Annotated in this window: 8 protein-coding genes; 3 read left to right on the top strand and 5 right to left on the bottom strand. The window is 43.6% G+C overall.

Translation table 11 applies throughout. The features are described from left to right. Positions 1 to 286 precede the first annotated feature (286 nt). Positions 287 to 1,366 (bottom strand): relaxase/mobilization nuclease domain-containing protein, encoded by a 1,080-nt coding sequence (locus HMPREF2955_RS13740; protein ID WP_070723980.1) that lies wholly within the window; start codon positions 1,364 to 1,366, stop codon positions 287 to 289. 284 nt (positions 1,367 to 1,650) lie between these two features. Beyond that, entirely contained in the window at positions 1,651 to 2,706 is a 1,056-nt protein-coding gene (locus HMPREF2955_RS13735; protein WP_070723979.1) for an IS5 family transposase, read from the bottom strand. A gap of 357 nt (positions 2,707 to 3,063) precedes the next feature. On the opposite strand from HMPREF2955_RS13735, the gene HMPREF2955_RS16370 reads away from it, so the two are divergent. Together HMPREF2955_RS16370 and HMPREF2955_RS13730 are read left to right on the top strand one after the other, a co-directional pair. Continuing rightward, positions 3,064 to 3,219: a hypothetical protein gene (locus tag HMPREF2955_RS16370; RefSeq protein ID WP_168166906.1), complete on the top strand. Its 156-nt coding sequence runs from the start codon at positions 3,064 to 3,066 to the stop codon at positions 3,217 to 3,219. A 61-nt stretch (positions 3,220 to 3,280) separates the two neighbouring features. After that, on the top strand, positions 3,281 to 3,535 hold the full coding sequence (locus HMPREF2955_RS13730) for a DUF5053 domain-containing protein (protein ID WP_004373772.1): 255 nt from the start codon (positions 3,281 to 3,283) through the stop codon (positions 3,533 to 3,535). A gap of 414 nt (positions 3,536 to 3,949) precedes the next feature. Here the strand turns inward: HMPREF2955_RS13730 and HMPREF2955_RS13725 are convergent, their stop codons facing one another. From HMPREF2955_RS13725 to HMPREF2955_RS13715, 3 genes are all read right to left on the bottom strand, one after another. Beyond that, positions 3,950 to 5,374 carry a TolC family protein gene (locus HMPREF2955_RS13725; RefSeq protein ID WP_070723978.1) on the bottom strand — a complete coding sequence of 475 codons (1,425 nt, stop codon included), beginning with the start codon at positions 5,372 to 5,374 and terminating at the stop codon, positions 3,950 to 3,952. Next, positions 5,358 to 8,546 (bottom strand): efflux RND transporter permease subunit, encoded by a 3,189-nt coding sequence (locus HMPREF2955_RS13720; RefSeq protein ID WP_070694296.1) that lies wholly within the window; start codon positions 8,544 to 8,546, stop codon positions 5,358 to 5,360. Before HMPREF2955_RS13720 ends, HMPREF2955_RS13725 begins: the two co-directional genes overlap by 17 nt. Before the next feature lie 117 nt (positions 8,547 to 8,663). Next, positions 8,664 to 9,743 (bottom strand): efflux RND transporter periplasmic adaptor subunit, encoded by a 1,080-nt coding sequence (locus HMPREF2955_RS13715; RefSeq protein WP_004372869.1) that lies wholly within the window; start codon positions 9,741 to 9,743, stop codon positions 8,664 to 8,666. Between the two features lie 871 nt (positions 9,744 to 10,614). On the opposite strand from HMPREF2955_RS13715, the gene aspA reads away from it, so the two are divergent. Beyond that, positions 10,615 to 12,027 carry an aspartate ammonia-lyase gene (aspA, locus tag HMPREF2955_RS13710; protein WP_070723977.1) on the top strand — a complete coding sequence of 471 codons (1,413 nt, stop codon included), beginning with the start codon at positions 10,615 to 10,617 and terminating at the stop codon, positions 12,025 to 12,027. The last annotated feature ends 347 nt before the right edge of the window (positions 12,028 to 12,374 follow it).

Genomic DNA, 12,374 nt, shown 5'->3' with positions numbered 1-12,374 from the left:
GTGCAAAATACAGTGCGTTTTGGTGCAAAACACAGTGCAAGATAATTCTTAAAATGTATCTAATTGATAAAGAAGAAGTTACCTTGTGATACAAACTAAACAGGTAACGATTTGGAAACGAGCGAAGTGCTTTCTGTCGCATGTTTCTACATCAACAAAGAACGCTTGTTATTCTGTTTGCAAAGATAATCATTTGCTTTGAATAACAAGCGTTTTTGATAAGAATTTCGTTCATTTGCGTCATCATTGAGTTTTTTGGTGATTGGAAATAGAGAAGAGCTATCCATTATATACCTCTTCCTCGTTTCTTCTTTTTCTTGGCTTGGTTTATGAGTTTATGTTGCCATGCCATCTCGGCATAATCATCACCGTGTGTCTGTGGATTGATAAGTCCACCTGCTCCCGAAATCATTTCTTCGGCTACATTCAAGGCGGTGCTTGCTACATTTCCTACGGCTTGTGCAATAGATGAACTATCATTTGTATTTTTCGGTAGTATGCACGAACGGCTGGGAGGGACGAGTTGATAGCCTGTATCTGATTGAACTTTATTCTTTGTAGTCTTGTCTGCTATTGTGTGAGCTTTTGTTATCGTCTCCTTTGTTTCGGCTTTATTGTATGATCCAAAGTTCTTTTGCAAGGAGCGGTAACCTAACTCCCTGCCGATTTCGGAAGCTTTGAATGTCTGGCCACAGTAGGAGAACTTCAAACCATATACTTTGCCCTGCTTATTCTTCAAACGTTCTATGATTACACCACTCTTGTTAAGGTCGTAGAGGAACATGGAGTGCCCTGTGATGCCTGTACCTTTGTATTTTTCAAGTAGGGCATAGCAAATCTTCTGTATTTGTTGCTTGGTCTGTTCTCTCGTAGGATTGGCCTTTGCTTTTTGGTGTTGTCTTTCCGCCTTTACTTCCTTTGCAATGGTCAGGCCGTACTTACGGCTAAGTTCCTCTGCGACCCTCGCTGCCTTGTTGCTCACAAAGGTAGTGTCATAAACGTTGCCATACAGACTAATGCGATTGGCGATGATATGGATATGCATATTGTCGGTGTCTTTGTGTGTAACCGCTACCCATTGATGGTCGGCAAGCCCCATGCGCCCTGCAAAGTTTGACGCAAGATTACGGACAGAGGTTAAATTCAATCTTGGTTCATCTTTCGGTGCTATACCGATTTCAATGCGGAGGAATTTGTTTCTGCACCGGGTGTTATAGTCGTTCACTATCTTCATTTCCTCGTAAATTTCCTTTGGTGTTGTTCTACAGAGATTATGAAAGAGAAGTGTTTTACCGAGTTTTCCCTCTCTAAAAATATATTCCAGCGCATTGCTGCCATGTGCAATTGCTCTACATTTTCCTATCATTCTCCATCAGATTTAAGAGTTTAATTGCCCTTTCCTCAATGTGGTATTTGGGATTGAAGAAACGCTTAAATGCCTCCCTTGCCAGATAAGAAAGACTTTGGGTAATCAGTACCCATGCATCATCCTTTACCTTGATAAGATTGGAAATATGAGACCTCTGCAAAACCTACACCCTCTCAATTTTCTCCCATATACTTTTAGAAGAATGAATATTTTTGACCAAAAGATGCCGCTGGAGGTTACTTTTTGAGTAGATAATAATCTTTTATCGGTGTATTTTCCCCTTATCTGATACAATTTGACACCATAATCCCTGGTGTTCGGTATAAGTTGTAGGCAATGGACTCCATTATATGCTGCGCATGTGTTTTTGAAAGTCCAACGTATCTTGCTATTCCTGCACCAAACCATCTATGCATGGAACCAAAGGTGCGTTCTACTTTGTAGCGTATCTTACTTATCGCAACGTTGATACGCTGCTGCCTTTCTGTAATTTCATGTCCTCTTGTTCCCTTATGCATGATACGACTTTTAAGTTTCATACGTTTGAGGGTTTCTTTGTTCTCCATCGAGTCATATCCTTTATCGGCATAAACAAGTGCTTTCCGTGGTAGCTTGGCTTTCTTCAGGGGTATTTCTAAGTGTTTCATATCACTTTCATTGGCAGCTGTCGTTTCCTCGGCAAGCACCATTCCATTCTCATCCGTTACCGTGTGACGCTTGTAACCGAAGTGGGGCTTTCCCATCTTCTTTACCCAACGGGCTTCTATATCTACGTTAGGCTTGACAACTTCTTTGAGCATGGCTTTCTCCGAAACCTCCATGTTCTCATCCTCTTTTCTGTCCTCAACAACCTCATAGCTCTTACCTCCGCGGGGGCGACGGAGAGTATTCGTAATGCTGGCATCAACAATGGCACCACGCTTAACAATGATTCCTTTAGCTTCCGATTGCCGATTAAACTCTGCAAGAAGCGTATCATACAAATCCGCTTCAACAAGAATGTTGCGAAAACGGCACACAGTAGTACTGTCAGGAACAAGATCTTCCATACCAAGACCTGCAAAACGGCTAAAAGACAGGCGGTCGTTAACCTGATCTTCAACTTCTCCGTCACTCAGACCATACCAGGTACGGAGTAATTCTATCTTGAATAAAATAAGGCTGTCATAGCTGGGCCGGCCAGTAGACTTATAACCTTTTGTATAAGCCACTTCTATTATAGCACGAATGGGTGCCCAATCAATGACTGTGTTTATTTGTGAAAAGAATGTCTGCTTGATCTTTCTTTGCCCAAGGAATAGGTCAGCAAAACTGGGAGAGGATAACTTTTGTTTCATACCATAAAGGTACAAAAAAGATTTAAGAAAGACAAATTATATGAGGAGTTTTGCAGAGGTCTCATTATATCTATTTTTGCAAAATAAACAATAGTAATAACTGGCAAAAGAAGATACGATTGAGAAGCCAGAAAAGATGAACGCTAATAACAAAAGTTATAAAATAACTACATAGGGTCAGTTTCAAAGATTACATGGGGACAGTTTCAATGATTTTTTCCAATAAAGGCACAAAAAGCGAGCAGTACGAATAAAATATTGTTAAAAAACAAACTTTACTACAAATTTTTATAGTAAACGTTTAGGCAATACGATTTTTTATAGTATCTTTGTCTTGTCTTAATAAAACAACAGAATATGAAACAAGAAACCGAAACAATGAAGGTTACACTCAAGGAAAGAGACCTGATTGAGCAGATGAGAAACTATAACCGTTCCTATCCTAACGGTTATCCCAGATTACTGGAAATCATCATCGAGAAGTTCTACTCAATGCTTCGCCAACCCTATTAACAACAAAACACCGCCTCTCCCTAAAAGGGGAGGAGCTTTAATAAAAGAAAGGAATACAACAATGGAAACAGTTATTAGAAAGCCGGTAGTAGTCAGCGATATGAAGCAGCGTTTGGCAGACATCAACTTGTCCGTGTCGTGGATGGACTTTGCCAATAGATACTTCCACAAGTCATCATCGTGGTTCTACCACAAATTAAACGGTATCGACGGCAATGGTGGCACAGGCGGTTTCAATGAGGAAGAGATAGAGCATCTCCGTGGCTCACTTTTCGATCTGAGTGACCGCATCCGCCGAGCTGCAGAAAGAATTTAGGCGTGGTTATCTGTTGACCATTCAAGACAAAAGCCGCCCGTCGCCTACGGGCGCACATCAGCCTCTCGCATTGCGAGGGGCTTTCCCTTTATCCAATCCCACCTCCTCCCTTTTATACAATCTTAAACAACTCCCCATTTAAGATAAGCAGTTATTATTATCCTAAATGAAAATTTGTTCGAAATGTCTATTACGCTTATAACGAGGGGATTCATGGCGGATTACGCAGAAAAAACGCAACACCGATAGTGTTGATATGTATATTTCTCAATGCGTTTTATATAGAAACATAATGTGATGGTTCTTGTTTATAAGCATACCTAAATCAAAATCACAATATGTTTTCCGCTGAAAAATTTCGTGATTACGAATAAATCATTTCAAAAAATCACTTGCTTTTGAGTTTGATGAGCCTTATTCTCCAAGACTTCTATATAGGTCTACGACACAGGAAAGCTGCTGTTGACGAGTTTCAAGCAGTTCCATTTGGGCATCAAGTGTGTCGCGTTCGGCCTCAAGTACATCGAGATAAGTAGCTCGTCCGTTCATATAAAGTTGACGAGATACCTCAACCGAGTGTTCCAAAGTCTTCACTTCTTCCTCTTTTAACGCATAATAGGCGGCGAGATTCTTGTTCTTTGACAGTAGCGTACATACCTCAGAATAGGCTGTGAGCAGTGTTTTGTCATATTCATATAAGGCTTGTAGCTGTGCGGCGTCAGCCTGTTGGAAGTTAGCTTCGATAGCTTTTCGGTTGATAAGTGGTGCAGTTAGTCCTCCCACGACACTGTAAGCGAGCGACTTTGGCATACGCGTTAGGTAGGTAGGATTAAAGGCTTCAAGTCCTAAAGTGGCACTAATGTTTACCGAAGGCAAGAAGGCTTTGCGCGCCGTTTCAACGTCCCAATGAGCTGCAGCGAGTTCATGTTCAGCCTGACGGATATCGGGTCGGTGGCTCAAGAGATTGGAAGGAAGTCCTGTAACGATTGTTTTCACGTCTTCATTCAACAACTGTTTGGCATCTCGTTGAATAGGCGTTGGGTAACGACCGAGCAGTAAGTTGAGTGCATTTTCACATTCAGTAATCTCTTGTTTCAATGCAAACTCCTGCGAACGCGCCTTTGCAAGCTCTGCTTTGAACTTCTCAACAGCCAGTTCTGTGTCGCTATCGGCCTCCTTTTGTATCTCAGCTATCTTCTCCGCCTGACGCTGAAGATCGATATATTTGCGTATAAGTGTGAGCTTGTTATCTAAGGCCAACAAGGTATAATAATTGCTTGCGACCTGTGAAATCAATGAAGCGCGCACGGCATTCTGTCCTTCTAAGGTTGCCAAATAACGCTCGACAGCCGCTTTTTTGCTTGATTTCAACTTGCCAAAGAGGTCGAGTTCCCAGTCAAAGGCAAAGCCAGGGTGATAGTTCATGAGTGGATCGGGGATGAGTTTTCCAGGAGTCATCTCGGTAGAAGCATTGCCAGCACCCTCACTTGTGTATCGTCCGGCCTTGCTAACTCCTACTTCAGCCCCCACGGAAAGCGATGGAAGCATGGCTCCTTTGGCTGCAATCATTCCGCTTTTTGCCACAGCTATCTGCTGCAATGTTATCTTTAAGTCTTGATTATTGGCTAAAGCAGAGTCGATAAGTGCCGTGAGTTGTGGGTCGGTGAAAAACATTTTCCATGACGTAGGCATAGTCTTCGCCGTCAGCGTATCACCATTATATTGCGTGGGTAGCTGCAAACGTGTGCGGCTATTGACTTGCGTCGCTTGGGGAGTCTTGCAAGATGACACTCCGATGGCAAGCAGAATAAGAAGGAAAATATTATTTCTTTTCATCATTTTCAAGTTTATATTGTTTGTCTTTCTCCTCAGTCAATGGCTTGTTTCGTTGGTAACGAACCATCTTTACATGGTCGGCCATGCGCCCAAAGATATAATACAATCCCGGAACGAGAATGAGTCCGAAGCATGTTCCGAATAGCATTCCACCTGCAGCTGCCGTGCCAATGGTTCGGTTTCCAATAGCCCCTGCACCATGAGCAAATACTAATGGCAGCAAGCCGGCTATGAAAGCGAACGATGTCATGAGGATAGGACGGAAGCGAGCTGCCGCACCTTCGATGGCTGCTGCACGTATACTCTTGCCTAAGTTGTGGCGTTGCACGGCATATTCTACCATTAACACGGCATTCTTTCCAAGCAAACCAATCAGCATGACCATAGCAACTTGGGCGTAGATGTTGTTTTCCAATCCCGTGAGTTTTAGGAAAATGAACGTTCCACAGATGCCTGCGGGCAGACAAGTAATAATTGGAAGTGGCAAAAGGAAGTTCTCATATTGTGCTGAAAGGATGAGATAGACGAACGTTAAACATACAATAAAGATGATCAACGCTTGGTTTCCTTGGTCTACTTCGTCTTTAGTGATGCCGGCAAAGTCGTAATCATAGCCGTGAGGTAGCGTCGAAGCAGCCACCTCTTCGATAGCTTTGATGGCCTGACCACTACTGTATCCAGCTGCTGCTGAGCCTGTAACTTCGGCAGAATTATATAGATTATGCCGCGTCATCTCACTCATTCCATATACCTTTTCCATGTGTAAGAAGTCGGCATAAGGCACCATTTCACCTTGGTTGTTCTTAACATTTAACTGCATCAAGTCTTGTGGAAAAGCACGATATTTTGGGTCGGCTTGCACGATGACCTTATAGGGCTTACCAAATCGAACGAAGCCCGTCTCGTAGTCAGAACCAATCAATGTGGAGAGATTATCCATGGCTGTACCGAGCGTAATGCCTTTTTGTGCGGCGATATCATTATCTACTCGGAGCATGTATTGAGGGAAACTGGCCGAGTAAAAGGTAAAGGCTGAGCCTATTTCTGGACGCTTATTAAGAGCTGAAACGAAGCTCTTGCTGACCTTTTCCATAGCATGATAGTCGTTACTTCCAGTCTTATCGAGGAGTCGAAGCTCGAAACCTGACGCCGCACCATAGCCTGGAATAGAAGGTGGTTCGAAGAATTCTATGTTGGCATCTGTTATTTGTTGGCACTTGTTTTCAAGGTCATTGATGATCTCTTTTGCCGTCCGACTGCGTTCCTTCCAAGGCTTAAGATTAATCAAACACGAACCAGAGTTGGCGCTGGTTCCTTCAGAAAGGATCTCATATCCAGCCAAAGAAGACACACTTTCTACGCCATCTTCCTTTGCAATTATACTCGCAAGTTGATGTGCAACCTTATTCGTTCGCTCAATAGTAGCACCAGGTGGCGTCTCAATTACAGCATAAATCATGCCCTGATCTTCTTGAGGAATAAAGCCCGATGGTAACGAATTGTTGATAAAGAAGGCTCCAATGCAGAACAAAAGTAACAGCGGAAGTGTGATAATCTTCCTCGAAACAGTGCGTTGAAGCACGTTGCGATAGCCGCCGATTCCTTTGTCAAAGCCCGCATTAAACTTATCAAGTACACGATTAAGCCACGTCTTTTTGATGTGGTTATCACGCTCTCGAGTCAATATTAGCGCACAAAGCGAGGGCGTAAGTGTTAGGGCTGTGAAGCCCGAAAGCACGATTCCAGAAGCTATTGTGATTGAAAACTGCCGATAAAACATGCCTTCTGGGCCACCCATAAAGGCTACAGGAATGAACACAGATGCCATAACCAACGTCACGGCTACTATGGCTCCACTGATTTCTTTCATTGCCTTTTGCGTGGCTTCCAAAGGTTCTAAGCCTTCTTGGGCTATCTTCACATTGACCGCTTCGATTACCACAATGGCATCATCGACCACGATTCCTATCGCCATTACTAAGGCAAAGAGCGATATCATGTTAAGCGTTATGCCGAAAGCATTCATGACTGCGAAGCTACCTATTAACGAAACAGGGACTGCAAGGCATGGAATGAGGGCAGAACGCCAGTCTCCGAGGAACAAGAATACAACGAAACCAACGAGTATAAAGGCTTCAAACAGCGTGTGAATTACCTTTTCTATAGAGGCATCAAGGAATCTACTGATGTCGTAACTCAACTCATAATGCATGCCCTTTGGCATGTCTTTTTGAAGGTGAGCCATAGTTTTCTTGACGTTCTGAATAACTTGTCGCGCGTTCGATCCATAGGCTTGTTTCAGTGTTATGGCTGCAGACGGGTGACCATTCAACGTAGAATATATGTCATAAACCTCACTCCCGAGGCTCACATCTGCTACATCTTTGAGTCTGATAAATTGCCCATCAGGAGTTGATTTCACGACAATATTGCTATACTCTTCAGGCGTTGTATAACGTCCCGGATACTTCAACACATACTCAAAGCTTTGTGCATGCTTGCCCGAACTTTCCCCAAGCTTGCCTGGAGAGGCTTCAATGCTCTGCTGTTGTAAGGCATCTGTGATGTCGCTTGCAGACAAACCATAGGCTGTAAGCTTATCAGGCTTGAGCCAAACACGCATGGCAAAGCTCCTCGTTCCAAGGATATCAAGATCTCCAACGCCATCAACGCGGGCGAGTTCTGGGGAGATATTTATGTCCGCATAATTGAAAAGGAAGTTCTGATCGACTTTAGGATCATCGCTATATAGGTTGATATACATGAGGATATTAGGCTCCTCACGAGATATTTTCACTCCTTCGCGCACAACAGCTGGCGGTAGTTTGTTGGTCGCTGCCGACACTCGGTTTTGCACATTGATAGCATCGACATTTGGATCTGTACCAAGTTTGAAGACAATATTTATCTCTCCTTCGCCGTCATTGCCTGCATCCGACTCGATATACTTCATTCCCGGCACACCATTCAGTGCCTGTTCAAGAGGAATAAGCACTGACTTAATCATCAGTTCATTGTTGGCTCCCGGATAATCGGCTACCACATTAACCTTTGGAGGGGATATAGATGGGAACTGAGTAATGGGTAAATTGAACAGCGAAAGAATGCCAATGAAGACGATTACCAATGAAACAACGATGGCAAGTACTGGTCTTCGAATAAACTTTTGAAACATATTGACTGTTTATTAGCGTCTTTTTTTCTTCTTATAAATGGTTATTCTCATCATGAAATAATACGATGTGAGAACTTTTTTCGGTTGTAAAGCGTGATGAAAAGCCACCTGAAAGCCTTAGTCGGCATTCAGTTGAACACGCTTCATGGCTTCACTTGGTGTGTAATAACGCGTCTTTACGTGTTGACCATCATGCACTTTCTGCACTCCACTCAATAGAATCTTGTCGTTGGCAGTTACTCCTTCGGCGATAATAAACACCTCTGGTTGTTCAAATGCCACTTTAATCTCGCGTGAATGTGCATAGCCTGCGCCATCAACAACAAACACATAACGGCGGTCTTCCTCTTCATACGTGGCCTGTTGTGGGATTACCAACACGTTGTGTAAAGGCATATTGATGCGCACTGTGCCTGTTTCACCATTGCGAAGCAAACCTTTCGGATTGGCAAAGCGGGCACGAAGAGCTATATTTCCAGAGCTACTGTCAAACTCACCAGCTATGTTTTGGATGTAGCCTTTAGCCGAAAAGGCGCTTCCATTGGCAAGAATCAGCGTCAAAGGAAGTTTATTTCGTTCGGCCGAATGTTGCTGATAGTCTATATATTCGGGTTCAGAGATATTGAAATATACGTTGAGTGACGAGTTGTCGGATAGTGTAGTGAGCAAGTCACCTCCCTGCACTAAGCTTCCAATCTTTTTCGGAAGACTTCCTATAACGCCTGTAAATGGGGCGCTGATTAAGCATAATCGTGCTTGAATCTGGGCCAATTTATAATCTGCCAAGGCTGCATTGAGCTTCGCTTTAGCCATCTTTTGTGCGTTGGGCGAAACAATTTGCCCCCTCGTTAGCGTTGTTGTGTTTTGCAGTTCAATGCGTGCTTGCTCGGCTTCTGCCTTTGCCCGCGCCACATTCTGTTGCGCTCCAACAATCGAAATGCGGAAAAGCGGCTGACCGGCTCGCACTTGTTGCCCTTCTGTGACATAGACTTGCTGCAAGATTCCCTCCTGCTGCGCGCGTACTTCTATGTTTTTTCGCGATTCAATATTGGCCACATAGTCCTTTGAAACTTGTGTATTGGTTACCCAAGGAGACGTTACTGCGTAGACCGTTTGGTCGCTGTTTTCCTTGTTTTTGCGGCATCCTGTGACTACAATCAACGTGATGATAGCCATCAACAGCATCTCTTTCTTCATACCTAACTAATGGGTTATCCGATTATCTTTTACTAATGACTCAAGAATTAAATACAAATTTATAGATTTTTTAAGTAGGTTGCTGTAAATCTATCATTAAAAAGACTTAATAGATAGAAATTAATTGCTTCTTTAACTCTATTTTCATATAATGTAAAGTGAGGTTAATCATCTTGCAATCTGCCTCATTTCGTCGTGCGTTTTGCCTCAGATTACGCTACAAAATCATAGGAATTATGAGCGCATCTCACTTGTTGTATTTTTTAATCCTCCTTTATGGTCTTTGCCTTTGAATGCAGTGTGGGTTATCATTTGGCTTACAGCATGCTGAAATAAAACACTATGCGGTGCATCATACAACCGAAACTTCTCTATAACTCCTTTGAAAAGACGAGATGATTTGTTTGCTTTTTTACAAAAACAATGCAGGATTTTGTAAATAAGTTATGACATTTTTCATTTATCTTTGTATTCAAGAACGAGACAAAAAGTTTGTTTCTATAAAATGTTATCATTGCTTATATGGCATCATCTCAGTTGATTTCTCTGCCGAATGCGTTGTCGGTGTCGTCCCTTCTCACGACAGAAAAGGGCGCTTTCCAACGTGAATCGTGCTGTGCATCAGTGCTGAGTAACGAGTCAATCGAAGCAAAACGTCTATACCTTATATATAATGGGGGCTTTCATCTCCATCAACTTGTCGGCCCCTATGCCTCACTTTTCCTCGCGAAAGGGCAGGATAGGCGTGACAAACTGCGGCAAGAGCCGACTTCTTAGCAATCAAAAGAATTTATTTATTTACCGGAATCGGAGCACCTTTCGATAGTAAAGATAACTCCATTCCATAGTAAACACTTCAAAAACAACACCTATGTCAGAAGAAAAATTCAGAGTAGAGTCCGACCTTTTAGGCGAACTCAAAGTACCAATCGATGCCTATTACGGCGTACAGACCCAGCGTGGCATCAACAACTACCACATATCGCGCAAGAAGATGCGTGACTATCCCGACTATATCGTGGCCATTGCCTACGTAAAACTGGCTGCCGTGCAGACCAATCACAGCCTCGGTGTCATCAATGATGAGATTTCTGGCGCCATCAGTCAGGCCTGTCAGGAAATCATCGACGGTAAGATGCACGAGAACTTCCCCATCGATATGATGCAAGGAGGAGCCGGAACGTCGGTCAATATGAACGCCAATGAGGTGATAGCCAACCGTGCTCTCGAGATAATGGGACACAAAAAGGGAGACTATCAATACTGTTATCCCAACGATCATGTGAACTGTGGGCAGAGTACCAACGATGTTTACCCCACTTCCATCCGCCTTGCTCTCATTCGAATGAACAAAAGTCTCGTGTCAAGTCTGACGGGATTGATCAGCGCTTTGCGCTATAAAGGCGAAGAGTTCAAGGACGTTTTGAAGATGGGACGCACGCAGTTGCAGGACGCAGTGCCCATGACTGCGGGCCAAGAGTTCAATGCCTATGCCAATAACTTAGAGGAGGAAGTCCTCAATTTGGAGCGTAATGTCAAGCTGTTGCACGAAATCAACATGGGCGGAACAGCCATCGGGACAGGCTTGAACGCTGTTCCGGGCTTCGCAAAGCTGTGTGCGGCCAACCTGAGCAAGCTCACCGGAGAGCCTTTTGTCTCTGCAACCGACCTCGTAGAAGCCACACCCGACACCGGAGCCTACGTCAGTTACAGTGGCGCTTTGAAGCGTTTGGCCGTGAAACTCTCCAAGATTTGCAACGACTTCCGACTCATGGCATCAGGCCCGCGCTGCGGTTTGAACGAGATAAACCTGCCACCCAAGGCCCCCGGTTCGTCCATCATGCCGGGCAAAGTGAACCCCGTTATCCCCGAAGTTACCAATCAAGTGTGCTTCAAAGTCATCGGAAACGACGTCACGGTCACCTTTGCTGCCGAGGCAGGTCAGCTTGAATTGAACGTCATGGAGCCTGTTATCACCGAGTGTCTCTTTGAAAGTCTGTGGTGGTTGCACAATGCCATCGACACGCTTACAGAGGAATGTGTACTCGGAATCACCGTCAATAAGGAGCGTTGTTACGAGATGGTGAAGAACTCAATCGGCATCGTTACCGCGCTCAATCCATACATTGGATACAAGAATAGCACAAAGGTTGCGAAGGAAGCCCTTGAGACTAACCGCTCCGTTTACGACATTGTACTCGAAAAAGGCTTGCTAACGAAAGAAGAACTTGACGAGGCCCTCGATCCAAAGAATATGCTTGCATCGCATAAGTTCATTAAATAAATTATCTGCTTCAAAAGAAAAGAGGCTGCAAGGAATTATCCCTGCAGCCTCTTTTTTATGCTTATAGCCTCGTCCCTTTAACCAAATCATCTCCTTATGTTATGCAATTCTAAGTGTCTGTTTTAATTAGTCGGTCGATGAAAGTAATGGAAAATTAAGCCCAAAGAACCCACTTTCTTTCTGAATATACATGAAATTTTATTGTGAAATAAATGAAAGAAAGTCAATAGGTTACGGAGCTTACCCCATTGTTCTTTTGAAAGGAGACAATAATCTGCGTCATATCATGGTGTAAAATAGGGCAAATCACCGCGCAAGATGATTTCTAAAATGTATCTAATTGAAAA

It is taken from the genome of Prevotella sp. HMSC073D09, assembly GCF_001814145.1.
Lineage (GTDB): Bacteria > Bacteroidota > Bacteroidia > Bacteroidales > Bacteroidaceae > Prevotella > Prevotella conceptionensis.
Note: the sequence above shows the minus strand (reverse complement) of the source record. Positions and strands in the feature narration are given on the sequence as shown.

Bases quoted from the DNA above. Each gene is read 5' to 3' on its own strand.
- HMPREF2955_RS13720 (WP_070694296.1), bottom strand. From the start codon at position 8,546: ATGTTTCAAAAGTTTATTCGAAGACCAGTACTTGCCATCGTTGTTTCA.
- HMPREF2955_RS13715 (WP_004372869.1), bottom strand. From the start codon at position 9,743: ATGAAGAAAGAGATGCTGTTGATGGCTATCATCACGTTGATTGTAGTC.
- HMPREF2955_RS16370 (WP_168166906.1), top strand. From the start codon at position 3,064: ATGAAACAAGAAACCGAAACAATGAAGGTTACACTCAAGGAAAGAGAC.
- aspA (WP_070723977.1), top strand. From the start codon at position 10,615: ATGTCAGAAGAAAAATTCAGAGTAGAGTCCGACCTTTTAGGCGAACTC.
- HMPREF2955_RS13730 (WP_004373772.1), top strand. From the start codon at position 3,281: ATGGAAACAGTTATTAGAAAGCCGGTAGTAGTCAGCGATATGAAGCAG.
- HMPREF2955_RS13735 (WP_070723979.1), bottom strand. From the start codon at position 2,706: ATGAAACAAAAGTTATCCTCTCCCAGTTTTGCTGACCTATTCCTTGGG.
- HMPREF2955_RS13740 (WP_070723980.1), bottom strand. From the start codon at position 1,366: ATGATAGGAAAATGTAGAGCAATTGCACATGGCAGCAATGCGCTGGAA.
- HMPREF2955_RS13725 (WP_070723978.1), bottom strand. From the start codon at position 5,374: ATGATGAAAAGAAATAATATTTTCCTTCTTATTCTGCTTGCCATCGGA.